Origin of the sequence: Echinicola strongylocentroti, from assembly GCF_003260975.1 — a bacterium.
Classification (GTDB): Bacteria; Bacteroidota; Bacteroidia; order Cytophagales; family Cyclobacteriaceae; genus Echinicola; species Echinicola strongylocentroti.
In genome coordinates, this window is record NZ_CP030041.1 from 2,997,818 (window position 1) to 3,023,886 (window position 26,069).

Consider the following 26,069-nt stretch of genomic DNA (forward strand, 5'->3'; position numbering starts at 1 on the left):
TCAAAATAATTTCTCCAAAATAAAGCGATACAATGTATTTACCAAGAACAATGCTGTTTTAGGTAGTTATTTAGAAGGCCTCCTCTATCTCATATTTATCGATAGTAAAAAACATCCTGGCGCCTTTCTCAAAAACCCTTCCAGGAGCAGCCTTGATGCTGAGCTGCTTCCCTTCGTCATCTTCCAGCTTTACGATCTGATGGTCTCCGTAAAACAATATTCGGGAAACGACGCCACTAAGAGGTTGTTCGGTATTTTTCTTGATTTTAGCATCCTCGGACCGAAAGAGTATTTTTACCTTCCCCGTATAATTTCCAGCCTCTAAATGGGGGATAAATCCAAATCCCGCATAAAATCCATCTTCTGTAGGCGTCGCCAAAATCTCATTGCGCTTACCGAAAAAGTTGGCCACATAGGCATTGGCAGGTTGCTTATATATTTCTATAGGCGTACCCACTTGCTGCAACAGGCCCTTGTGCAAAATAGCGATACTATCCGCTAAGGACAAAGCATCCTTGGCATGGTGACTCGCAATTATAGCGGTGATTCCTGTACTCTTGACGATATCTTGAATGTCTTCACTGATTTCATTTTTGAACCGCGTGTCCAAACTGCGAAAAGGATCATCCAGTAGCAGCAGCTTGGGGCGCGAGGCCAAAGCCCTCGCCAGTGCTGCCCGCTGTCGCTGGCCAGAGGAAAGCTGGTGTGGATAAGTATTAAAACTGTCTTCTAATCCAGCTAGTGCTAAGCTATCCTTGGCTATTTGTCGGGCGTTTCGGGTCTCTTGATGCAACGCTTGGCGTACATTATCCAAAATAGTCATCTGAGGAAACAAGGCATACTCTTCAAAAATCACCCCAACTTCTCGCTGATTGGCGGGTACAGCAGTTTTGCCATTTACGATGGTCTGGCCAGAAAAGATGATGTCCCCTTTATCAGGGTGCTCCAATCCAGCAATCAACTTTAGCAGGGTGCTTTTGCCAGAGCCATTTTCCCCTACAATAGCCTGAATGCTGCCCTCTTCGATAGCTATGTGGATATCCTTTACGGCAAATTGCTTGGATTGCGGAAATTTCTTGGTGATTCCATGAAGCTGGAGTAAACTCATTTTTCTATAAGCTTTGGGGGTTAGAAATGGCCTATGGGGATAAATTTAACTGTATTTATCTGAATAGCCACCCTAAATTAGAAGGAAAACTGATCAAAATTATTCCAAATTGATATTACGTGATCAAAACGAGGCGCATGTAGGTACTGCTGTGTACCTTCTTTTTTGATAGCCTATAAATTCCTTTAGGTGATAAATAACGCAGTAGAAAATGGTGCAATGGAAAAATAACATCAATAAAGTGCTTTATCTGAATAATGTTAATTTATTATAAATCAATGATTAATAAAACAAAATCACTTATCCACCTTCCTCAATGCTTCCTTTCGGCTGAGGGCGGCCAACTCCGTGTTATCCACAAATTGCCTTACCCAATCGGGGTTGGTTTTGCTGTATTGGCGGAGGATCCAGCCGATGGCCTTGTTGATAAAAAATTCCTTCGAGCCCAGTAGCTTGTGGATAACCTCTTGGAGGAGTTCAGTATCTAATTTTTCTTTATAGTTCAGCTGAAAGAGCAGGGCGCACCGTTGCAGCCAGATATTGTCCGAGGCGAGCCACTTATCCACATATGGTTTTATTTGCGCTGGATACTCCCAAAAATAGTTGGCCACTAGCTTTACCGCTATAAAATCCACCGTATCCCACCAAGACTTATTCACCATCATGTACTCCAGCAGGTCAATATCGGCCTTTTCCGGTTTGCTGAAGTACTTCTGCACCAGTTCCTGAGCAAAAAGCTGGAATTCCCGTTCTGGCATATTCCAGAGCAATTCTACCATCTCTGGTATTTTATACCTTTCTGGCAAAGCAGCCTTTGCCAAAAATGGTCCCTGGAGTTTTCTCCGTACTGGCGTCTTTAGACCGATAAACTCAAACTGCCCCTTCATGTATGCCTTTTGGCCTTTGGCAACGACATTATTTCCATGACGGCGAAACTCATTTTCAAGAGTGCGGAGGTACGATTTCATGCCTAAAATTAGGAAAAGAATCGATGTATCGATACGTCATGATTACCAATCTCTAAAAATTTAACCCGGATTATGCATTAGGAATCGTAGTGAGAGCTGAAAGTGCAAGAAAATCAGTTAGTTTGGAGGCATTAGCGTAGCACCGCTACGGTTATGCCGAAAACTAAAGTGAAACGGCTGATTTTGAAGCAGTTTCAGGTCGCAACACCTGTGCGCCGTGGCGTAGATAGGCTAATACATATTCCGGGTTTAACGAGGGAACAGGTTGAGTAGATTTTTGCTGATTTAGATTTGCTATCTAATGAGGATTTATGGTCACAAAGCCTCTAAGTCACCAAGGATACATCCTATAAATAGCTTAGTTTCTTAGTGGCCTATTCTTACCTACTGTTCTTTGCTGTTTGGGATATATAATCTCTAACGGAGATAATGGGGATTTGAAATCCCCCTGGGCCACTTGTGAAGAGCAAAGACATCAATAAGAAAATAGATTTTCAGCGACTAACAGACCTTAGCCTCACACCTATGGCTGTTCCCCACAACTATGCTGCGGAAGCAGGCACATGAAGTTGGTGACTCCAACCCGTTGGAATTTTTTCTAATCCTACTTTATCAAAACGACCCTTTATGTGCCAAGGCCTGTTCGATATGTGCCAAATGGTGCTTACAGTGCCAACTGTACATACTTGTGGTCGTTCCTAGGTTCGTTTCTTTCCTGTGCTCCGGATGATAGAATGTCCGCTGCAACTGCTCCTCGCTAAGCGTATTTAGCAAAACAGCCCATCGGCGATGGATGCCAGCAATGATCATCAGGGAATCAGAAATCTCATCCATTGTGCCATCCGGCAATTCCGCCCAACGATCCTCATAATACGGTTTGATTTTTGGCGTATCTTCTGTCAGTGCCAACTTATAGCGCATAAAGCTGTTCATATGGCTATCTGCACAGTGATGCACCAATTGCTTTATCGTCCATCCGTCGGGGCGATGAAGCCAGTTGAGTTCATCAGTGGTGAGGCTTTCGGTAAGCGAGGTGATCTGTTGTGGAAATTGTGCGATATCACCTATCCAGCTACGTACATCTTCCATCGTGTACTTAATTTGCTCATGGTGCTGGCCGATGGGATATTTGAGTCTTTCTAGCTCTTGTGGGTTCATGGATAATGTTCTTTTATGTCCTAAACTGAAATATGCTGCAACTGACGGTATAGTTATACATTCTATTTACCCCGGCCAGTTATATCATAGTGAAAATTACAAATTACAGGCCAATAGCACAGGCTCCAATAGAGAAAATTCCCTTTTTTGTTTCCCAAGCTCATCATACCATCAGCCGTCATCTATATCGCAGCCTTACACTGATTTTTTTGTTAAATCGGCCAATGAATGCTATCAAAGCCCCCTTTCAAAACTTTTCCACAGCCGCTCAAACTCCCTTTCGAAGGCCCTTACCGTGTGGATATCTTCCAGCAAGACGATATTTTCGTAGTTAAATTCTGCTGCTGACCGGGTCCAGTTATAACTTCCCGTGAGCACCTTTTTCTGGTCAAAGATGGCAAACTTGTGGTGCATATGGGCAGCACTGTGGTCTGTTTGCACAGGAATGCCAGCTTGCCTGATCCGATCGATATCCGATCCGAGATCAAAGCATTTTTCATCATCGGTCAAGACCTTTACGGCCACATTCCGTTGGTGGGCATGGATCAATTCATCCGAAATCTGGTTATCACTGATCGTAAATACACAGATGTGGATAAGCGATTGCGCCAACCTGATTTCCTGCATAATGGCCTCCCTGCACGTATTTCCCGGGCTGAAAAAGACATCCGCAGTGGCCTGAGGGCTGTCCTTTTCCTGAAGGATCTTCACCGCTTCATAAAACCAAGCGATCAGGTTTTCGGTGTGGACATCCGGTGCTTTGGCTTGGACCATCTGAAACAAATCCGACAACAGCACCTGTCGATCATGTGTCGTCAGCGCTGTCAGATAAGACTTGATCTCCCGCTTCTCCGACCGCGACAGCGCATGGTCATCCAAGCTTTCTTTGAATTCAGACAGTAGTTTTGTAAATGTGGTCATGGTGATGTAAAAGTGATTTGGAACAATATCAGTGAACAAAATATACTGACTTCAATTATCATAATCAATCTCCACCCTGCATATAAAATTAGTTTTTGTAATATAATGAGTCTCCTGAATTGTGCAGATAGCAAAACTTTCGAAACCAAATTTTATAATGGCTCCATTTCGTGTAATATCACGGATAGTCATTTATACTATTATGGATATCCAATGCGCTCCCTTTCCGTATAATCACTGAGTAAAAACACCAGATCAAATTGCTCAAATATGAAAAAGCCTTATCCAGCGCAAAAGATCAACGTGCCTCGGTTCAATGAGGAAAACGGCTTCTACACTACGAAGCAGCGGTCTTTTATGATGTCTCGGATCAAGGGCAAAAACACCAAACCAGAAAAGCTCCTCAAAAAAGCCCTCTGGCACACTGGCCTCCATCACCGCTCCAACACACGCAAACTACCGGGCAAACCAGACATTACATTTATCAAGTACAAACTGGTCATCTTTATCGACGGCTCCTTCTGGCACGGTCACAACTGGCCCGAACGCAAACATGCCATCAAATCCAACCGCGACTTCTGGATCCCCAAAATCGAACGCAACATGCAGCGCGACCAAGAAATCAATACGTATTACAAAAGAAATGGATGGACGGTTCTACGATTTTGGGATTTTGAGGTAAAGAAGGAATTGGGGATTTGTGTGAGGAGGGTTTTGGAGCATATTCGTTAATAATGCAGGTAGTTGATTATTTCACTTTATTTTTCATTAATTCAGAAAGTGTTGCGAAAAATGGATAGGCAGAGGCATTTTTTGAACTATAATTCTTTAATGATCTAAAGTCAAAGTGTAGACCGCTAAGTTCTGGCTCATTGACTTTCTCTACATCCACTACCAAATAATGACTTTTTATGCTAGCTGAAGGATAATTTCTATTCTCCATATCCCTTTGGGAAAAAATTTTGGGACCTTTGTTTTTAATTCTCCATAACTCCTTTGTCTTATTATCACCCTTCGAATGCAATAATAAATATTCGGCATTAACCACCTCATGACTTAAGCGAAGAGAACCTGCTCTGGAGCCTGTTCTAAAGTTGTACAAGTGATTTTTCTTGATCCAATTTAGATGATCCGCATTCTTATAATAGCCAACTAGAACATAAGTTTCATCAGGCAATAGATGTCTATTATCATGATAAAGTTCTGGAAGTGGCTCATTTAGTTCGGATCCTTCTTCTGGTGGGGATTTATGTATTTTGTAAGTACGGTAAGCTGCTTTTTCTCTTTGAGAGGCCCTGTTGACAAAATGCTTTACCACCTCTAAAATAAATCCCTTGAGTTCATTAACTCCGCTATCTGTTTTAGACGGTTGGACAGGAAAAGCTCCTAGCCCCGGGATAATTTCATGAAACCCCTTAGTATTATAGTGCTTTTCGCCTGGATATAGTACATAAGCGCCACCAGTCCTTCTAATAGCATCCTTGTATGCATGCATTTTTAAGAGATCTGCATTATTATAGATTCCAGCTTTATTTTGTTTTTTCTCATCATCCAAGTTTTGGCAGGAAGGGTCAGGAATGATATCTCTAAGGTTACTTATTTTATATTTTGCATCAAAATGCACATGCACAATTAGCTCTTGGTCCTCTGCTTCTTCTTCCGTTATTCCCAAAGGCCAAATAGACAAAGTATAATCGGGACGCAGAGAGGCTGACCAACTGCCACTTTGTGGATAAGTTCGTCCCCCTTTAAAAGACCTATTAAAATTAAACCTTACATTGAACTTTCTACTTCCTGCATCATATATTCCTTTTAGAGGAGTACTTTTTCCTTGCTTTAGTGTAAGGTGTAGACCTTCTTTTGTGGGCTTTATTAATTCTTGGATTGATTTCGGTTTTATTTTAAAAATGGAACCAAATAACTCCAAAAGTTTGAAAAAGAGCCAATATTCATATAACGTCGCCACATCTTTTTTGCCTCCCTTATAAACATCTTCTCCACCTTCCCAGATTAGTTTTGCAGCCAAATCAAACATTAACCAAACTCGTAAGATTTCTCTATAACCTTCTTTTCTCTGTAATACTGGACTGTTGAGTTTTAATGTAGCTGGTCTATTGATTTCATTAAAAACAGCATGGTGAAGGTAAGCACTTAAGCGATCTACAAAAACACCCGCCTCATTATATAGTTTTGCCCCAACATTCGATTTTTGTCTTATATCATTACCAAATTGTAAAAACGATTGTAATGCATACTTGATAAATCTATTTTCAGGTGTATCTACTGAATCACTTTTTACCGCATATTCAATACGTTGTGGAGCTGTGTTCATTCCTTGATTTCGCAGATAATGTCTATCAGGAATTCTCGTTCGATTACTGCCTTTTTTCAGATCTTTTATGTTCTTATTTGAAAACCTTCTGATCCGTCTAATGTCCCGGTTTTCATAAGCGTCAGCCCACTTAGTTACTGGGTTAGTAATAATCCTATGTACCGCTTCTGTAAATTCATAGCTTCCTACTATGGAATTTACAAAGGCAAATTTTTGGTATAGCGATTGGCTATCTCCTGAAAAATCCACTTCCAAATTCTGAAGGGCAGGGGATTCTGCCTGCAACAGAATGTCCGTACATTTCTCCGTGATATATTCTAACATATCACGATAATCTTCCCTATAAGATGACTTTACAGACCGAACCTCAACTGCTATACAACCAATTTGCCGATTTTCAGATCGAAGGAAGAGTGGAATTTGAAGATTTCCGACAAAAATATTCGGAACAATTCTTCCCACATAAGGTATTTTTGAATGGGGTTGGATGATCTTCATTCCTGGATCGCCCAATAGATACTCTGCTTTATTCAAACTGTAATCATACTGAAAACCTTCCATCAACTGAAAACGTGCTTCTCCAAATAAATGAGCATCCTTTCCCATGTCATAGATAGGAGCTCCATTTTTGGGATTAATCTCTAATTCTAGCCCATGACAATAGTTATCTAGCGATATTTTCAGGTTGGTGCCCTCCATAGATTATGCTTCAGCAAAACTGGCAAAGCCATTTTCTAAACAGCTATAGTACATCCTATGGATTTTTTCAAAAGATAAGGGGTACCTGATATTGGGGTCTTGAGCAACAGTTATTGATTTCTTATCAAACAGTTCCCGTACGCTCGTCGAATCTTCCAAGCAAAAGCCTCCAAGCCGTTCCAGTGAGCCACGAAGTTTTCTTTGGGAACCATGAAGTTTGGGAAGTAACTTTTGCATAATAGCCACATCCATCAGCGTAGGTTTTTCTAGCGCTGTATCCAGTTGGGAAAGGTGATGGATCAATTGCAAAATCTCTGTGGCCGTACGATAACCAAACTCTGCACCTACTTTTTTTAATTCGGCGAAAAATTTTAATAATTCACTTTTAATTTCTTCGTCAAGGCTGATCTCTTTTGTTCCTGCCATTTCCAGAAAGCTTGACGCCATCATCGCACCTTTTGTTTTTAATGCCTCCATGTTTATTTGTCCTGTTTTTTCAAAGAAACTTTTCATTTCCTCTTCAGATACCCTGAATTCGATAGTATTAGCGCGATCCAATACTTTAGGACTGAACATATTGGTAGTTTCATCGATGTTCACGGTACCGATAATAAATAAGTTCTTCGGTAAGGATAATTTGGAAGGAACCCCATCAATATCATTTCCCGAATAGAGTAATATCCCATCATTTGATTCCATTACACTCAGGAAATCAGCAAAATACCTCTCCACATGGCTCAGGTTCATTTCATCTAAAATCAAAAAATAAGGTAATTGTGGATGTTTTTGGGCTGATAGAATCAAATCCAAAACACCTGTATCAGGCCTTATATATTCCTCAGTATTTAGTGCATTGGGGTAACCCAATAAAGGCTCCCTGTTCGTCCAATCTGCCCCTACAGGGACAATACGGTACTGGCTTTCATCCTGACAGATCCAATGTACAAATGCCTGTGCCAACTTGGTTTTTCCGGAGCCCGCTAAACCGGTAAGAATTACAAAGGGTTTTGTTAAGAGAGAAGCGATGAATCTTTTAACCAATAAATTTGAGTAAATCAGATTTGAGGTTGGAAGACATTGTATAAAAGAAGTGATGCTAAATACTTCTACTTTGGTGCCATCTATACTCTCGCTTTGAAAATCCATCGTTTTATAAAAATTAATAAGGTCGTCCAAATCTTTGTCTAAACTATTCCTATTTGGCAAATTATTTCTATCGTATACGTTGTAAACGAAAGAGTTACCATATCTTTTTGGTTTTTCCAAGCCGTTCTCTTCAAAGTAATTTTTTATGGTTTGAAGATTGTTCATTGGCCAAATATAATTTGGGTCTTTGGTTTCACTTACCCCATATGCTAATATTAAAATTTCCTCCTGCTTAAAATAAAGATAAACTGGATAGATTCCATTACTTGTGGTATTGGGATCCCTTAAGAACGAAATCCATGGTATATGAGCAGGAACTGTCATTCCAAAACTCACTCGAACCTTTGTTCTTTGGTACTCATTTATATAATGTTTCGTTTTAAGGTTTCCAGAATCAGCTTCATCTAAAAACTGTTTTAATTGATTATAAAAACTCATATTCGGTCTAGAAATTACAAAACTGTTTCAAATACCAAGATAACACATTCCCAAAAATCCTCCATCTAAAATATCATATCTATTCTTTACTAACCCTCTCCCATAACAAACCAATAACTTCCATTTCCTTCCCAATCCCACAAAAAGCCCTAATTTTGCGGCATGGAAAATTTTGCAGTGATATTTGATATGGACGGGGTGATTTGTCATACCAATCCGTTCCATTCCCAGGCCTTTGATCGGTTTTTTGAAAAGCGCGGCATGAAGGCCAGCAAGGAGGAATATGCCGACCATATGTACGGGAAACCCAATAGCTATATTTTCAGCTATTTTCTGAAACGAGAGGTGACGCCGGAAGAGTTGGTCGAACTGGAGAATGAGAAGGAGGGGCTTTTCCGCGAAATCTACAGTTCACAGGTAACCCCCGTGCCGGGCTATATGGAATTCTTGGCGAGCCTAAAGGAACAAGGCTTCCGGACGGGCGTGGGCACTTCCGCTCCCCGTGCCAATATGGACTTGATCATCGATACCCTTGGCATCCGCAACAACATGGAATCCCTCATGGCCAGCGAAGATGTCACCACCCACAAGCCTGAGCCGGAAGTCTATCTCAAATCGGCCGATAACTTATCCACAAAACCAGCCAATTGCGTGGTTTTCGAGGATTCCTACTCCGGCGTTTCCGCGGGGATCAATGCGGGGATGAAGGTCGTCGGCGTGCTTACTTCCCACACTAAAGAAGAACTGCCGCCATGCGATATTTACATCAAAGACTACAACGAAATTACCGTAGAAAAAGTACAGGAACTGCTGCAATAATTTTTAAAAGCAATTTCCTGTATATAAAAACTAAAACCGTGTGGAAAAGTCTGTGGATTACAGCTTTTTACACGGTTTTTTTATTTCCCCATGGCAGTGATCACCAACTTCCTTGAGCCACCATGATCCCGAAATTCACCAAGATAAATGCCCTGCCAAGTCCCTAGAGCCAGTTTTCCCCCTGAAATAGGAATAGAAACGGAGCAACCAAACAAGCTGCTTTTGATATGGGCGGGCATATCATCTGGCCCTTCGTAAGTGTGGATAAACCGTGGATAACTTTCAGGAATCATGTCATTAATGAACGTTTCGAAGTCTTTTCGGACGGTTGGGTCGGCATTTTCATTGATGGTGAGACCAGCAGAGGTATGTTGGATAAACACCTGTAAAGTACCCGTTTGGATTTCCCCAATTTCCGGAATTCCAGCCTCCACCTCCCTGGTAATCAAATGGAACCCTCTAGCATAAGGCCTTAACGTCGTATGTTTCTGAAAGAATTTCATATGTGGTATAGTTTATAATATTATCAAATGCTTTATGGAACGCTGATGACGCTGATCTCTTAAGATCATCACTGATTTACCTTTTTTCACCTCCCCTTTTAGGGGACTGAGGGGTAATCGCTGGTCCTTTTTTTAATTATACGATTTCCTGCCAGCAGGTTTTATTTCTTACATAACACACAAAATACCCAGAATAAAATATAGCTCTTCTGGGATTTCAGTGGCTTCTGTGCGAACCTATTTATTACATCCGTGATTACTGGTGTCATTGCAGATAAACACATCTATTTTTTTCACCCATTCCACTTCCCTTTTGGTGAAACATTCATCAGTGCAAATCATAACCATCTGCGCTATCTGCGTGCTATAAATTGGTGGAACGCTGATGACGCTGATTTCTTAAGATCATCACTGATTTACCTTTTTTTACCTCCCCTTTTAGGGGACTGAGGGGTAATATTCGAAGAATTATACATGTTCCTGCCAGCAGGTTTTATTTCTTACATAACACACAAAATACCCAGAATAAAATATAGCTCTTCTGGGATTTCAGTGGCTTCTGTGCGAACCTATTTATTATATCTGTGATTACTGGTGTCATTGCAGATAAACACATCTATTTTTTTCACCTATTCCACTTCCCTTTTGGTGAAGCATTCATCAGTGCAAATCATAACCATCTGCGCTGTCTGCGTGCTATAAATTGGTGGAACCCTGATGACGCTGATTTCTTAAGATCATCACTGATTTATCTTTTTTCACCTCCCCTTTTAGGGGATCGAGGGGTAATATCCACAGGTCAGCTGAACAATCGCTGGTACATCTCATCCAGCTTGGTGACGGGGATTACTTCAATGCCAAATGTGGATAAGTCAACGCCTTTTACGGCGTATTTGGAAACGATGATTTTTTTGAAACCTAGTTTATCTGCTTCGGCGATGCGATTTTCGATGCGGTTTACGGCGCGGATTTCACCACCTAACCCCACTTCACCTGCAAAGCACAAGTCTGGCGATACCGGTGTATCCTCGTAGGAAGAAAGCAATGCTGCGCACACTGCCAAATCCAAGCCTGGATCATCCACACGCATACCGCCTGCCACATTCAAGAAAACATCCTGCTGGCCCAACCGCATTCCGCCGCGTTTCTCCAGGACAGCCAAGAGCATGTTCAGCCGTTTGGAATCATGGCCGGTGCTGCTTCGCTGTGGAGTGCCATAAGTGGCGGGACTGATCAGTGATTGGATCTCGATCAGTAGTGGACGGTTTCCTTCCAGCATGGCACCGATGGCCACACCATTGAGCACCTCTTCGCGTTGGCTGAGCAGAATCTCTGAGGGATTGGCTACGCCACGGAGGCCTTCCGCGCGCATTTCATAGATGCCGAGCTCATTGGTAGAACCAAAACGGTTTTTGGAAGTACGCAAAATCCGGTAGGAAAGGTGCCGGTCTCCTTCAAATTGCAACACGGTATCCACCATGTGTTCCAAGATCTTTGGCCCAGCGATGGAGCCGTCTTTGGTAATATGGCCAATTAGAAAAACCGGTGTGCCTGTTTCTTTCGCAAACTTCATCAGCTCCGCCGTACACTCCCGCACCTGGGAAACGGAGCCTGCCGCAGATTCCACATGCTTGCTGTGCAAGGTCTGTATGGAGTCGATCACCAATACTTCTGGCTTTAGTGCTTCTATTTGTTGGAAGATCACCTGTGTGTTGGTCTCAGAAAGCACAAAACAGTTTTCACTGTGATATTGCATCCGATCAGCCCGCATCTTGATCTGGCTCTCGCTTTCCTCACCGGATACATACAGCACACTGGTTTGGTTTAGGATCAGGGCTATCTGGAGCATCAAGGTGGACTTGCCTATGCCCGGTTCGCCACCAATGAGCGTCAGTGAACCCGGAACGATCCCGCCTCCCAAAACACGGTCCAACTCTGCGTCTTCGGTGACCAATCGAGGGTGCTCTTCGTAATTTATTTCATGTAATTTTCTGGGCGAATTGCTTCGTTTATTTTTTTCGGAACCTTGTTTCCAGCTTCCACGGGCATTTTCTTCCTTGTGGATAACCTCTTCTACAAAAGTATTCCACTCCCCACAGGCCGGACATTTACCGACCCACTTGGGACTTTGGGCACCACAATTTTGGCAGAAATAAGCCGTCTTGATTTTTGGCATGTTGATAGGATAGTTTACATGTGCTGTTGGAAAACGCTCCTTAGCCGGAAGGTGTCCACCAATTGCACAAATGAACCCAAGGTAACTGATGAAATGACAGCCGTGCAATCACCTATCTCAACATCAAGACTACTCTACTGGGCTACAATTTTTCAATACTATAATCTTCCAATTTTTAATGCGCTTCCAGCCAATCCTTGCCGACACCGACTTCCACCTGCATGGGGACTTCGATCTCTAGGGCCTTGGTCATGATGGACGGAATTTCCTTTTTCAACAAATCCACCTCGTCCTTATGCGCATCAAAAACCAGTTCATCGTGTACCTGAAGGATCATTTTGGATTTCAGCTGTTGTTCCTGCATCCACTTATGCACATGGATCATGGCCACTTTGATCATGTCCGCAGCGCTTCCCTGGATAGGAGCATTGATGGCGTTTCGCTCGGAATAGCCGCGCATGGTGGCATTGCGGCTGTTGATATCCCTGAGATAGCGACGACGACCAAGGATAGTCTCGACATACTCGTTTTTGCGGGCCTTCTCGATGCAGTCATTCATGTATTGGCTCACCGCAGGAAATTCCTTGAAATAGGCATCGATGATTTCCTTGGCTTCCCCCCGAGGGATATTAAGGCGCTGGGACAGTCCGAAGGCAGAAATCCCATAGATAATGCCAAAATTGGCCGTTTTGGCCTTTCGGCGCATGTCGCTGGTCACTTCGTCCAACGGCACTTGGAAGATCTTGGCCGCAGTGGTGCTGTGGATATCCCGTCCTTCCTTAAATGCCTCGATCATGGATTCATCCTGCGAAAAAGCCGCCATGATGCGCAGTTCGATCTGACTGTAATCTGCTGCCAAGATCACATGGTCCTCATCCCTAGGTACAAAAGCCTTTCTGATCTCCCTGCCTCGCTCTGTTCGAATGGGAATGTTTTGCAAATTGGGGTTGATAGAGGAAAGCCTTCCTGTAGCAGCAACTACCTGATTATAAGTCGTATGTATGCGTCCAGTTTTAGGATTGATCAAAGTAGGTAAGGTATCCACATAGGTGTTTTTCAACTTTACCAATTCCCGGTAATCCAATATGGCTTGAGCAATCTCATGCTTTGGCGCCAACTTGGAAAGCACCTCCTCGCCAGTGGCAAACTGGCCCGTTTTGGTTTTCTTGGCCTTTGGGTCGAGCTCCATCTTCACGAAGAGCACTTCACCCAATTGCTTCGGAGAAGCCAAATTAAATTTGACCCCTGCCAACTCATACACTTTCGCCTCAATCTGGACAATGTCTTTCTCCAAGGCTGTGGATAACTCCGCCAAACTGTCCTTATCGATCTTTACTCCCTCATATTCCATGGCCGTCAGCACGGGAATCAACGGGGTTTCCACTTCATAAAAAAGTTTCTCCAAACCACCTTCTTTTAGGTCTGGATTCAGTTTTTGTGCCAGTTGCAAGGTGATGTCGGCATCCTCGGAGGCGTATTCTACCACTTTATCCACATCGGCGTCCCGCATATTGCCTTGGGATTTTCCTTTCTTGCCAATAAGCGTTTCGATAGACACCGGCCGGTAATTCAAATAATGTTCTGCCAGCCAGTCCATATTGTGTTTCCCTTCTGGTTCGATCAGGTAATGCGCCAGCATGGTATCGTAGAGTTTACCCTTCAGCCCAATATCATAGTTCTTAAGCACCAGCGCATCATATTTTAAGTTTTGGCCGATCTTGGTGATGTCTTCATTTTCAAAAATAGCCCGTAGTGGTTCCAAGAGCTTTTTGGTCTCTTTTTGGTCTGCAGGAACAGGAATGTAAAATGCCTCTCCCGCCACGTAGGCAAAGGACAAGCCCACCAATTCTGCTTTATTGGGATCGAGGTCTGTCGTTTCGGTATCAAAACAAAGTTCCTCCTGTATTTCCAAATATTCCACCAATTCCTTGATGGCTTCCAGTCCATCCACCTTGTGGTAGGAATGCACCATAGAAGTCACCGAGCTCAGCTGTTCTGGTTCCGGAATGGGGTTGATTTCTGCTATTTCCTCTTCTTCCTCCGCTTGGTCTTCTGGACCGGTAAACAGCCCCAATTGGTCATTGACTTTTACGGCGGGCTTTTTCATCTTCTCGCCAAAAACGCGTTGGGTCAATGTGCGGAACTCCATTTCTGCAAAAAGGGCCTTGAGTTTTTCTTCATCAGGCCCGTCATATTTCAGGTCCTTAGGATTAAATTCGATAGGCACATCTTGTTTGATCGTGGCCAGTTCTTTGGAGAGCAGGCCTTGCTGGCCAAAGTTTTCCACATTTTCCTTTTGCTTGCCTTTCAGGTCATCGACATGCTCCAAGAGCCCTTCGATGGTACCATAAGCTTTCAGCAGCTTTTTGGCCGTTTTTTCGCCAATTCCCGGGATGCCTGGAATGTTATCCACAGCATCTCCCATCAGGCCAAGGATATCCCGCACCTGATCAGGATCTTCGATTTCCCACTTGGCACAGACTTCCTTTGGCCCCATTACATCCACCGCATTGCCCATAAAAGCAGGCTTGTACAGGAAGATATGCTCTTCCACGAGCTGTCCATAATCCTTGTCAGGCGTCATCATGTACACCTCAAAATCCTTGTATTCGGCCTTCTTGGCTATCGTCCCGATAATATCATCGGCCTCAAAGCCATCCAACTCCAAAATAGGGATGTTAAAACCCTCCACAATCTGCTTTACCCAGGGAATGCCAATGGTGATATCTTCTGGCTGCTCCTGCCGATTGGCCTTATAAGCCTCAAACTGCTCATGGCGAAATGTCGGTGCCGCCGTATCAAAAGCCACGGCAACATGACTGGGAGCCTGCTTCTCGATCACCTCCAAAAGGGTATTGGTAAACCCTAACATAATTCCGGTGTTCAAGCCTTTGGAATTGATTCTAGGATTTTTGCTAAACGCAAAATGGGCCCGATAGATCAGGGCCATGGCATCTAAAAGAAAGAGTTTTTTCTTGTCGGGACTGGGCATGGGTTTAATCTGCTTAGAATGTACGAATTAGCCTGCTGGCCAATCTATGGCCCAACACAGGGAAGGCTAAATTACAAATTATAATGGAAAGGAAACGCAGTCTCTACCGAGTTATTGGTAATCTCATCTGCTACATCCTTCCAGTTGTTCCACCAGCACAACTGTTGTTCCGACAGCTCTGCTGCGGAACCACGTAAAATTGAGTTTTTAACTCAATACCACATACAGAAGTTATGCTTTGGAGTATAATTTATGGGTAACAACATAGGAACATAGGCCACAGTAGGGGGAAAGGCAGCTAATCGGCCACTGCCTTATGCAGGAACAGTAAGAAGCCACGAAGGCACCAAGGCGCTAAGTGTTTTTGGAAAATAATAGATCAAGTAAATGACAATCGGTTGTTCCGACAGCTGGGCTGCGGAACCACCTAAAATTGAGTTTTTAACTCAATACCACATACAGAAGTTATTCTTTGAAGTATGATTTATGGGTAACAACATAGGAACATAGGGCACAATAGGGGGAAAGGCAGCTAATCGGCCACTGCCTCATGCAAGAACAGTAAGAAGCCACGAAGGCACCAAGGCGCTAAGTATTTTTTGAAAGTAATTGGCCAAGTACATGACAATCGGTTGTTCCGACTAAATTTTACATACTGAGAAGAAGTACCTTTAAACGTAAAGAGAAAAGATTCTTTCGATTTGTTAAATTACCTCGTCCTCATGAGGGTGATCAGAAAGTCCCCTTTAGGGGATTTAGGGGTAGGTTTCGGCAGATTTTTTTCGAAAGCAGAATCCCGGTTGTTCCGACAGCTGGGCTGCGGAACCACGTAAAATTGAGTTTTTAACTCAATACCACATACAGAAGTTATACTTTGAAGCATCGTTTATGGGTAACAACATAGGAACATAGGCCACAGTAGGGGGAAAGGCAGCTAATCGGCCACTGCCTTATGCAGGAACAGTAAGAAACCACGAAGGCACCAAGGCGCTAAGTGTTTTTGGAAAGTAATTGGCCAAGTACATGACAATCGGTTGTTCCGACTAAATTTTACATACTGAGAAGAAGTACCTTTAAACGTAAAGAGAAAAGATTCTTTCGATTTGTTAAATTCACTCGTCTTCATGAGGGTGATCAGGAAGTCCCCTTTAGGGGATTTAGGGGTAGGTTTCGGCAGATTTTTTTCGAAAGCAGAATCCCGGTTGTTCCGACAGCTGGGCTGCGGAACCACGTAAAATTGAGTTTTTAACTCAATACCACATACAGAAGTTATTCTTTGAAGTATGATTTATGGGTAACAACATAGGAACATAGGGCACAATAGGATGATATGCATTTAGTCAGCCGCTGACTAATACTGGAATAGTAAGAAGCCACGAAGGCACCAAGTATTTTTTGAAAGTAATAGATAAAGTACACGACAACACCCGATTCATCCTTCTTGGTGACTTCGAGACTTTGTGGCAAAAAGAGTAAGCCACGAAGGCACCAAGTCACTAAGTATTTTTTGAAAGTAATAGACCAAGTACTCGACAACCCCCAATTCATTCCCCCTTTGTGACTTCGAGACTTTGTGGCCAACCAAAAAAAATCAGCGAAAATCTGCCCAATCAGCGTCATCAGCGTGCCATTCAAAACGATTCCGCTTGACCCGAAATATAATCAAGAAATTAAAAAAGTAGCGTTAAACACAAAAAGCCGCGATTAAGCGGCTTTTCTGTACCAGGAGCGGGACTTGAACCCGCACGTCCTAATGGACACAAGATTTTAAGTCTTGCGTGTCTACCAATTCCACCATCCCGGCTTCTTCTATGGGTATAGAAGTAATGTGGTTTCTTGTTTGGATCATCGTGAAAATAAACCCAGAAACAAGAAAGCCCTTTCTTTCAAGGGCTCTTGAGAGCGAAAGACGAGATTCGAACTCGCGACCCCGACCTTGGCAAGGTCGTGCTCTACCAGCTGAGCTACTTTCGCTTGTGATGAAAATCGTGACGTTGACCGTTTTATCTCCGTCATTGTGAGTGCAAATGTACGCAGCTTTTTCAAAACCACAAATATCACACTCAATATTTTTTAAGATTTCTCACATTATGGTGCTACCTTACTGATTTTCAAGGAGATTTTTTTAGTCCAGTTTTTTCTTGATTTCATTGAGTTTTAGCAAGGCTTCCACGGGGGAAATGGTGTTGATGTCTATGCTGTCCAATAATTCCTGGGCTTCTTTGAACTTCGGATCGATCTCAAAAAGACTCAGCTGAAAGTTGTTTTTAGGCACATCTTTCATCTTTTCTTTCTGCTGGTTCATGTCTTTGTCCTTTTCCAAATGCCCCATGATTTCAGAAGCACGAAGCACCACCGGATTAGGCATACCGGCCATCTGTGCCACGTGGATCCCAAAGCTGTGCTCACTGCCACCTTCTTTTAGTTTTCGCATAAAGATCACCTTGTCGGCCACCTCCTTTACAGAAACGTTGAAGTTTTTCACCTTTGGAAAATCTTCTGCCAGCTGGTTAAGCTCATGATAGTGCGTCGCAAAGAGCGTTTTGGCATTGAACTTAGGGTGATTGTGCAGGAACTCCACGATGGACCAGGCAATGGATATCCCATCATAGGTGGAAGTGCCACGGCCGATTTCGTCCATAAGCACCAAGCTGCGATCAGAGAGGTTGTTCAGAATACTGGCTGTTTCGGTCATTTCCACCATAAAGGTAGATTCTCCCTTGGATAGATTATCCGATGCGCCCACTCGCGTAAACACTTTATCGATAATGCCAATTCGCGCATACGAAGCAGGGACAAAACTCCCCATCTGGGCCATCAGCACAATCAATGCAGTCTGGCGAAGCAATGCCGACTTACCCGCCATATTGGGGCCGGTGATGATGATGATCTGCTGGGTGCTATTGTCCAGGTAGATGTCATTGGGCACATAGTCTTCCCCGATGGGAAGTTGCTTTTCGATCACTGGATGACGACCATCTTTGATTTCCAGGCTTTCTGTATCGGCGACTTTTGGACGACAGTAGCCATTTTGGGCTGCAATGAACGCAAAGGAAAGCAAACAATCCACAGTGGCCAATATCCGGGCATTCTCCTGAATTTGGATGACATATTCACCGGCACTTTGCACCAAGAGATTAAAGTACTTGTGCTCCAAGACCACCAACTTTTCCTCCGCATGGAGGATTTTATCTTCGTATTCTTTGAGTTCTTCGGTGATGTATCTTTCCGCATTGACCAAAGTCTGCTTTCTGATCCATTCGGAAGGCACTTTATCTTTATGGGTATTGGAGACTTCAAGGTAATAGCCGAAGACTTTGTTATAGGCGATCTTTAGGGAGCTGATGCCGGTACGTTGGATTTCCCTTTGCTGTATCTGCACGAGGTAGTCCTTACCGGAAGTGGACAGTTTGCGGTACTCGTCCAGTTCTGGGTCCACGCCGTCACAGATGATATTGCCCTGATGGGTGAGCATGGGGGCATCTTCCTTGAGCTCCTTTTCTATTTTTTCTAGTAGAAATTCGCAAGCATTGATCTGGTCACCTAGCTTTTTGAGGGAAGGATTCTTTTGCTTCTTGAGCAATTCCTTGATAGGCATGGTGCTTTTCAGGGCCTTTTTTAGCTGGTTCATCTCACGGGGATTGATCCGTGCCACGGCCACTTTGGAGATCAGCCTTTCCAAGTCACCAATATGTTTCAGGTGATTGAGGATTTCTTCGGCCAGGTCCTGCTCTGCATGGAAATGGTCCACGACTTTCAGCCGCTCTTCGATGGGGGCTTTTTCCTTCAGGGGCAGTACCATCCATTTTTTCATCATCCGTGAGCCCATCGGAGTCACCGTCTGGTCAAGGATTTGGATCAGGGGCACTCCACCGTCCTGCTGTGGATAAACCAGCTCTAGGTTTCGAATGGTGAATTTGTCCAGCCAGACAAATTTCTCCTCGGCAATCCGTGAAATCGCTGCAATGTGCTTGACTTCCTTGTGCTCGGTTTCTTCCAGGTAATAGAGAATGGCTCCTGCCGCGATGATGCCCTGCTCTAGGTTTTCGATGCCAAAGCCCTTGAGATTGGCTGTTTGGAAGTGATCAGTAAGCCTTTCATAGGTGTAGTCAAACTGGAATACCCAGTCTTCGCAGTGGAAGGTGGTGAAATCATCCTTTAACAATTCTGCTGCTTTGATTTTATCCGCCTTGGAATAAATGATCTCAGATGGGCTAAAGCTCTGGAGGAGTTTTTCGATATAGGAAGCATTGCCCTCGGCAGACATAAATTCTCCTGTGGATAAGTCCAAGAATGCGATCCCTAAGCTCTGTTTGCCAAAATAGATCGAGGCCAGGTAATTGTTGCGGCGCTTGTCGAGGACGTTGTCGTTAAAGGACAGTCCCGGGGTGACCAGCTCGGTGACGCCTCTTTTGACGATGCCCTTGACTTCTTTAGGATCTTCCAGTTGGTCACAAATGGCCACACGATTGCCGGCGCGCACCAGCTTGGGCAGGTAGCTGTCCAGCGAATGGTGTGGAAAACCCGCCAACTCGATATGACTGGCGGCACCATTGGCACGCTTGGTGAGGACGATGTCCAAAACCTTGCTGGCTTTGACAGCATCTTCCCCAAATGTCTCGTAGAAATCCCCCACCCTGAACAGCAGCAAAGCGCCTGGGTGCTTGGCTTTGATGCTGTTGTACTGCTTCATCAGGGGCGTTTCCTTCGCTGCTTTTGCCTTTGCTTTGGCCATCTTTTACCGGATTTTAAATCTTTCGTGTTAATTTTGGTAATTATTCAAAGGCTGAAATTAATCGATTCAAAAAGGTAAACAAAAACCGAATGAAAAAATTAACCATGGATGAGCTTAACCGCTTGTCCGTCGATGAGTTCAAATCATCCGATAAAATCCCTCTGGTCATCGCCCTCGACAACATCCGTAGCCTGAACAATGTAGGATCGGCTTTTCGGACTTCGGATGCTTTTAGGATTCAGAAGATCTACCTCTGCGGCATCACCGGCACCCCGCCACATCGTGATATTCAGAAAACGGCCCTTGGCGCCACCGAATCCGTGGAATGGGAATATGCAACGAGTACATTGGAAGCCATTGCCAGGTTAAAAGAGCAAAATTTTACAATCTGTTCACTGGAGCAAGTGGAAAACAGCACAAAGCTAAATGAGTTCATCCCTGATAAGGACGAAAGGTACGCATTAGTATTTGGCAATGAGGTATTTGGGGTAGAAGAAGAAGTCATCTTGGCCAGTGACCATGTCTTGGAAATCCCCCAAATGGGCACCAAGCATTCCCTAAATATCTCGGTGAGCATGGGTATTGCCATTTGGGATTTTGTATCAAAAGTGGGTGGATTAACCCGGATTATGCGTTAGGAATCGTAGTGAGAGCTGAAATTGCAAGAAAATCAGTTAGTTTGGAGGCATTAGCGTAGCACCGCTACGGTAATGCCGAAAACTAAAGTGAAACGGCTGATTTTTAAGCAGTTTAAGGTCGCAACAGATAGGCTAATGCATATTCCGGGTTTAATACCAAAGGAATAATCGTCCAGCTACTGCAAAACGAATTGGTAACCTTCGGAAAATCAGCTAAGACCTTTGCACTAAAATTCTCCTATTAATTTCCAAGAAAACTTTATTATTTGAACTTCACCACTTTACCATGTGCTTTAGAGGTCATATCTTCAGGAATGGCTTCAGTGACTTCATTATAGAGCAATTCTACCAGACGCTTTTTCAAAAAACTCCTGGTCAGCACAATGCTCACTTCTCTCGTAGGCTCCTCCCCACCAAAAGACCTTATGCGTGATTTTTCTTCCTCACTAAGGTCAAAAGTAGCCAATTCCGGAAGCAGGGTAACTCCTTGATAGCGATTGACCATATTTTTTAAGCCTTCCAACGAGCCACTTTCATAATGAAAGTTCATTCGCTGAAACTTTGACTGATCGCAGATACTTAATACTTGATCCCGGAAACAATGTCCCTGCTGAAGTACCCAAAAATCGTCTGCCATAAGATCTTTCACCTCAATATTTTGCTTTGACAATAGCCGATGGTTTTTGGAAAGATAGGCATAAAACCGTTCATAAAACATGGGTTTTTCCACAATTCCCTGTTCTTCTAATGGCGTCACCACGATGCCCATATCCAGCTCATCATTTCGCAGGCGCTTGATGATTTCTTCGGTGATCAACTCTTCCACCTGTAGCTGCACATTGGGATACTTCTCTAGAAAATTGCGGATAAAAAGATGCAAAAGGTAGGGGGCCAAGGTCGGAATAATGCCCAGTTTGATCACTCCACTAATATTTCCTTTGGCTTGTGAAATCATCTCATAAATGCCCTTGCTCTCAGAGACCACCCTTTTGGCTTGCTCGATCAGCTGTTGGCCGATCTCTGTCGGAATCACCGGCATCTTCGAACGGTCAAAAATTACCACGTCCAACTCCCTTTCCAACTTGTGTATTTGGGCACTTAGGGTGGGTTGGGTGACAAAACAAGCTTCGGCTGCATGTCCAAAATGGCGGTGCTTATCCACAGCCAGCACATATTCTAATTGCTGAATAGTCATTTGCTAAATTGTTTTTAGCGATCAAAAACTTATGCAAATATAAAGCTTTCTTTTTATTTAGACTCATTTTAAATAAAAAACACCTAGGAAATCGCTTTTATACCAGTTTATGCTATCAAGCTCAATCATTCGTCGTTATAAAAACCATAACTCACTCTGTGCCCTTCGTGAACCTTGGTGACCTCTATGGTTAAAAAGACTAACCACTAAGTGCACAAAGCAACGCACTGAGGTCACAAAGACTCGCCAAACCAAAAAATTGATTATCCGTCTATATTCAAGTACTAACTGAATTACCCATTATTCCAAAAATCATAACTCACTCTGTGCCCTTCGTGAACCTTGGTGACCTCTGTGGTTAAAAAGACTAACCACTAAGTGCACAAAGCAACGCACTGAGGTCACAAAGACTCGCCAAACCAAAAAATTGATTATCCGTCTATATTCAAGTACTAACTGAATTACCCATTATTCCAAAAATCATAACTCACTCTGCGCCCTTCGTGAACCTTGGTGACCTCTGTGGTTAAAACAACTAACCACTAAGTCCACAAAGCCATGCACTGAGGTCTCTAAGATTCCCTATACCAAAAATTCCTTATCCGTCTATATTCAAGTACTAACTGAATTACCCATTATTCCAAAAATCATAATTCACTCTGCGCCCTTCGTGAACCTTGGTGACCTCTGTGGTTAAAACAACTAACCACTAAGTCCACAAAGCAACGCACTGAGGTCTCTAAGATTACTTAAACCAAAAATTCCTTATCCGTCTATATTCAAGTACTAACTGAATTACCCATTATTCCAAAAATCATAACTCACTCTGCGACCTTTGTGAACCTTGGTGACCTCTGTGGTTAAAAAGACTAACCACTAAGTACACTAAGCAAGCACTGAGGTCACAAAGACTCGCCAAACCAAAAAATTGATTATCCGTCTATATTAAAGTACTAACTGAATTACCCATTATCCCAAAAATCATAACTCACTCTGTGCCCTTTGTGAACCTTGGTGACCTTTGTGGTTAAAACAACTAACCACTAAGTGCACAAAGTCACGCACTGAGGTCTCTAAGATTCCCTATACCAAAAATTCCTTATCCATTAATATTCAAGGTTCTAAACATGTTATCCACATAGTCTTAAGAAGAATACTTTTTAAATGGTAAACACCCTTTTCACAGTTTCCAGTTCGGATTTTAGGCAATCGCAAGCCATTAGGACATGCTCCCTTTTTACGTCCGTCTGGCCGATGACCCATCGAATCACGAATGCTCCGTTTAATATAGTCGAAGTGAAAAAGACTTTTCCACTGGCATTTACTCCATCCATCCAAGCCTTGTTAAAGGCATTTTGTTGGGGTGTGGATAGTGACTTTTCCACAAATCGGAAACAAATGACATTCAAAACACTAGCTGTTTCCACTATTACATTTTCTTCATTTTCAATCCATTTTTTTGCCAATTTCGTATGTCTAATATGCCCTCTGAGCTTTTCACGAATTCCTGCCAAACCATAGGACCTGATCACCCACCAAAGCTTCAAAGCGCGAAACCTACGTCCCAACTGAATCCCCCAATCACGGTAGTTATGCACATGCTCATCTTGATCAGTTTTAAGGTATTCGGTGGTCATGGAAAATGTGTGGACAAGATCATCAGCATTTTTTACAAAAAGCACCGAGCAATCAAAGTTTGTAAACATCCATTTGTGCGGATTGAAGACATAGCTGTCGGCCAACTCATGTCCCTCAATCATCCAGCGAAATTCCGGAAGTAGGAGGGCAGTGCCGGCATAGGCTGCGTCGATATGATGCCACATTTCAAATCGAGCAGCTAATTTTCCGATCTCTCCAATAGGGTCAATGGCCGCCGAACTGGTCGTTCCCAAAGCCGAAACTACGCACAATGGTGTAAATCCATTTTGTATATCCGCTTCTATAGCGCTTTCCAAAGCCTCCGGGATCATGGCGAAACTGGTGTCCACGGGGATTTTTACCAGATTTTGATGCCCCAGTCCCGCTATTCGCATTGCCTTATCCACCGACGAATGGGCGTGCTCAGAGCTATACACCCTGAATTTCTCCTGGCCACAGAAGCCCTTTTCATTAACAGAAAATTTGCTTGCTCGTTCCCTAGCGGCCAAAATAGCACATAGCGTAGCCGTAGAAGCAGTATCCTGGATGACACCTTTCCACGTGGAATTCAGTCCTTTGGCATCTCGCAGCCAATTGACCACTCTTTCTTCCAGTTCGGTAGCAGCCGGAGACGTTAGCCAGGACATACACTGGGCACCCAATGTGGACATGAGCATCTCGGCCATGATAGATGGCGCAGAAGTATTTGCTGGAAAGTAACCGAAAAACATCGGATGTTGCCAGTGCGTCATTCCAGGCAGTATCACTTCTTCAAAATCCGCAAAAATCTCATCAAACGTTGCGGGATCTTCCGGTGCCTTGTCGGGAAACTTATCATAAATCTCTCCCGGCTTAATATCAGGAGTTACGGGATAGTTCTCTTTTTGCTCCAAATAATCAGCCATCCAGTCGACCAACTGATGGGCATGCTTTCTAAAGTCGCGGTTATCCATTTAAGGTCGATTATTCGTTTTCATTATCAATTATTGTAATCGCTAGTCATTTACTAAAATCCTATTGTGTTTCTCTTTGCTCCAAAATAACCCCACCTAACCTCCCCGCCGTGGCGGGGAGGATCTCAAGTCTCACGTCTCATATCTCACTACTCATGTCTCAAGACTCACATCTCACTACTAACCCCACTAATGCACATAAGAACCAGCATTAATATCGATGGTGCTACCGGTCGCATGGTCTGCAAGGCCAGAAACCAGCAAACATACCATCGGTGCAATATCTTTTGGCTCAGTAAGTCGCTCCAGTGCAATGTCATGGAGGGCGAAGTCCTCGCCGTATTGATCCATAAAATCCTGAGCCATGTCCGTTCGGACAAATCCCGGGGCAATGATAAATGCCCGAATGCCTTCTTTGCCATAATACCGCGCAACAGACCTCGTAAATCCTACCAAAGCGGACTTAGAGGAAGCATAGGCCAAATAATCGGGCGTATCTCCTTGAAAAGCTGCACGCGAACTGATATTGACCACTCTTCCGCTTTTATGGAGGCGGGCGTGTTGGACAAATTCCTTCGTAATGACTGCCAAGGCATTGACATTGACCGTCATCGTGTGGAGCCAGGTGGCTGTCCACTGATCGGTAGCCGCCTCATCCGATACAGAAACTGCAATGCCAGCATTATTGATTACTGCATCGATTTCCCCATATTTATCCACCAACCGTGGAATCCAGCCCTTCACCTGCTCCAAATCACCAAGATCGCACGGGACGATATGGCTGGTAGTAGGTAATTGCTGCTGCAACTCCTTGGCCGCGGCTTGGTTTTTATGGTAATGGATCAACACTTCTGCGCCCGAGGCAGAAAGTTGCTCCGCAATAGCGCAGCCTATTCCACGGGAAGCGCCAGTGACGAGAATGCGTTGGTTTTCTAAAGAAATATTCATAGTAGGATCGAAAATTTTGTTGTTCGGTTACTTACTAGAGCTAATCAATTTTTTTAGATCAGCTTGGACGGGGGTGTTCCTAATGCCCTCTTTCATTGCCAAATAGTCAAAAATTTCTTCATCAGTCAATCCATGCACCTCTTTTATTCCCCTGATTATGGTTCCGAGGTAGGATTCATGCGGCTCCACATATGGCTGAAACAATTCCTTGGCGGTAAAAGTAAAGATGGGTTCACCATCCTCCTTGCCGAGGTACAGTAACTGGTCATACCAACGCTCTTTTCCAAGTAACATCTTTCCCTGAGCAATCACCTTATCCAAATCAATTTCTGGTCGTTGCGGAAGCCCATTTTCCTGCTTGACCACGTCATAAAACTGCTCTTCAGTAATCCGGTACATGCAGGCCAAGGTCCTTTCGGAACCACGGCCATCACTGTGGATAAATGCTACGCCACCGCCATTCCATATTTTCGCTTGCTGCGCAAAATATAGTCCATAAGGCATTTCAAGTCCCTTTTTAGCGGTTGGAAGCGACTTATCCACACAGCCTTCGTAGGTTTTCGTGGCGCCCAAGGGTTTACCACCCCTGATATAACAAAGGAACCTTTCTTCCAAAAGGTTAGAACCGTAACTGGCATACCAAAGGTATTTGGTCATATTATCTTTTTGTATGTTGTCGAGCGTAATGGGCTGCTGCTTTTT

At 43.7% G+C, this 26,069-nt stretch carries 17 protein-coding genes and 2 tRNA genes; 3 read left to right on the forward strand and 16 right to left on the reverse strand.

Features of this window, described 5'->3' with window-relative positions; genetic code table 11:
- Positions 1-70: 70 nt before the first annotated feature.
- The 4 genes from DN752_RS11615 to DN752_RS11630 all read right to left on the reverse strand — a co-directional run bounded on the left by DN752_RS11615 (position 71) and on the right by DN752_RS11630 (position 4,155).
- Positions 71-1,108: an ABC transporter ATP-binding protein gene (locus DN752_RS11615; RefSeq protein WP_112784096.1), complete on the reverse strand. Its 1,038-nt coding sequence runs from the start codon at positions 1,106-1,108 to the stop codon at positions 71-73.
- A 296-nt stretch (positions 1,109-1,404) separates the two neighbouring features.
- Positions 1,405-2,076, reverse strand: a complete 672-nt coding sequence (locus tag DN752_RS11620; protein WP_112784097.1) for a DNA alkylation repair protein — start codon at positions 2,074-2,076, stop codon at positions 1,405-1,407.
- Between the two features lie 612 nt (positions 2,077-2,688).
- Positions 2,689-3,234 carry a YfiT family bacillithiol transferase gene (locus DN752_RS11625; protein WP_112784098.1) on the reverse strand — a complete coding sequence of 182 codons (546 nt, stop codon included), beginning with the start codon at positions 3,232-3,234 and terminating at the stop codon, positions 2,689-2,691.
- Between the two features lie 234 nt (positions 3,235-3,468).
- Complete coding sequence (locus DN752_RS11630; protein ID WP_112784099.1) at positions 3,469-4,155, reverse strand: phospholipase D-like domain-containing protein; 687 nt, start codon at positions 4,153-4,155, stop codon at positions 3,469-3,471.
- A gap of 270 nt (positions 4,156-4,425) precedes the next feature.
- Here DN752_RS11630 and DN752_RS11635 point away from each other — a divergent pair, with 270 nt between their 5' ends.
- Positions 4,426-4,887 (forward strand): very short patch repair endonuclease, encoded by a 462-nt coding sequence (locus tag DN752_RS11635; RefSeq protein ID WP_112784100.1) that lies wholly within the window; start codon positions 4,426-4,428, stop codon positions 4,885-4,887.
- A gap of 16 nt (positions 4,888-4,903) precedes the next feature.
- Here DN752_RS11635 and DN752_RS11640 read toward each other — a convergent pair whose 3' ends face one another.
- Together DN752_RS11640 and DN752_RS11645 are read right to left on the reverse strand one after the other, a co-directional pair.
- A complete protein-coding gene (locus tag DN752_RS11640; protein WP_112784101.1) occupies positions 4,904-7,186 on the reverse strand; it encodes a DUF2357 domain-containing protein in 2,283 nt (760 codons plus the stop codon).
- A gap of 3 nt (positions 7,187-7,189) precedes the next feature.
- Positions 7,190-8,770 carry an McrB family protein gene (locus DN752_RS11645; RefSeq protein WP_112784102.1) on the reverse strand — a complete coding sequence of 527 codons (1,581 nt, stop codon included), beginning with the start codon at positions 8,768-8,770 and terminating at the stop codon, positions 7,190-7,192.
- A 162-nt stretch (positions 8,771-8,932) separates the two neighbouring features.
- Here DN752_RS11645 and DN752_RS11650 point away from each other — a divergent pair, with 162 nt between their 5' ends.
- A complete protein-coding gene (locus DN752_RS11650) occupies positions 8,933-9,589 on the forward strand; it encodes an HAD family hydrolase (RefSeq protein WP_112784103.1) in 657 nt (218 codons plus the stop codon).
- Between the two features lie 80 nt (positions 9,590-9,669).
- Here DN752_RS11650 and DN752_RS11655 read toward each other — a convergent pair whose 3' ends face one another.
- The 6 genes from DN752_RS11655 to mutS all read right to left on the reverse strand — a co-directional run bounded on the left by DN752_RS11655 (position 9,670) and on the right by mutS (position 19,995).
- Positions 9,670-10,092, reverse strand: coding sequence for a secondary thiamine-phosphate synthase enzyme YjbQ (locus DN752_RS11655; RefSeq protein WP_112784104.1), 423 nt, complete (start codon positions 10,090-10,092; stop codon positions 9,670-9,672).
- A 799-nt stretch (positions 10,093-10,891) separates the two neighbouring features.
- Positions 10,892-12,268: a DNA repair protein RadA gene (gene radA, locus DN752_RS11660; RefSeq protein WP_112784105.1), complete on the reverse strand. Its 1,377-nt coding sequence runs from the start codon at positions 12,266-12,268 to the stop codon at positions 10,892-10,894.
- Positions 12,269-12,443: 175 nt separating this feature from the next.
- Positions 12,444-15,260 carry a DNA polymerase I gene (gene polA / locus DN752_RS11665; RefSeq protein ID WP_112784106.1) on the reverse strand — a complete coding sequence of 939 codons (2,817 nt, stop codon included), beginning with the start codon at positions 15,258-15,260 and terminating at the stop codon, positions 12,444-12,446.
- A 1,720-nt stretch (positions 15,261-16,980) separates the two neighbouring features.
- Positions 16,981-17,064: transfer RNA gene (locus DN752_RS11670), tRNA-Leu, on the reverse strand.
- Between the two features lie 97 nt (positions 17,065-17,161).
- Positions 17,162-17,234: transfer RNA gene (locus DN752_RS11675), tRNA-Gly, on the reverse strand.
- A 151-nt stretch (positions 17,235-17,385) separates the two neighbouring features.
- Positions 17,386-19,995 carry a DNA mismatch repair protein MutS gene (mutS, locus tag DN752_RS11680; RefSeq protein ID WP_112784107.1) on the reverse strand — a complete coding sequence of 870 codons (2,610 nt, stop codon included), beginning with the start codon at positions 19,993-19,995 and terminating at the stop codon, positions 17,386-17,388.
- 89 nt (positions 19,996-20,084) lie between these two features.
- Here mutS and DN752_RS11685 point away from each other — a divergent pair, with 89 nt between their 5' ends.
- Complete coding sequence (locus DN752_RS11685; protein WP_170134451.1) at positions 20,085-20,633, forward strand: RNA methyltransferase; 549 nt, start codon at positions 20,085-20,087, stop codon at positions 20,631-20,633.
- 262 nt (positions 20,634-20,895) lie between these two features.
- On the opposite strand, the gene DN752_RS11690 is transcribed toward DN752_RS11685, so the two are convergent.
- The 4 genes from DN752_RS11690 to DN752_RS11705 all read right to left on the reverse strand — a co-directional run bounded on the left by DN752_RS11690 (position 20,896) and on the right by DN752_RS11705 (position 26,024).
- Positions 20,896-21,828 carry a hydrogen peroxide-inducible genes activator gene (locus tag DN752_RS11690; protein ID WP_112784108.1) on the reverse strand — a complete coding sequence of 311 codons (933 nt, stop codon included), beginning with the start codon at positions 21,826-21,828 and terminating at the stop codon, positions 20,896-20,898.
- 1,160 nt (positions 21,829-22,988) lie between these two features.
- On the reverse strand, positions 22,989-24,419 hold the full coding sequence (locus DN752_RS11695) for a pyridoxal phosphate-dependent decarboxylase family protein (protein ID WP_112784109.1): 1,431 nt from the start codon (positions 24,417-24,419) through the stop codon (positions 22,989-22,991).
- Positions 24,420-24,608: 189 nt separating this feature from the next.
- The gene (locus DN752_RS11700) at positions 24,609-25,367 is read right to left on the reverse strand and encodes an SDR family NAD(P)-dependent oxidoreductase (RefSeq protein ID WP_112784110.1); all 759 of its coding nucleotides are present in this window, start codon (positions 25,365-25,367) and stop codon (positions 24,609-24,611) included.
- Between the two features lie 27 nt (positions 25,368-25,394).
- Positions 25,395-26,024 (reverse strand): hypothetical protein, encoded by a 630-nt coding sequence (locus tag DN752_RS11705; RefSeq protein WP_112784111.1) that lies wholly within the window; start codon positions 26,022-26,024, stop codon positions 25,395-25,397.
- Positions 26,025-26,069 lie beyond the last annotated feature (45 nt).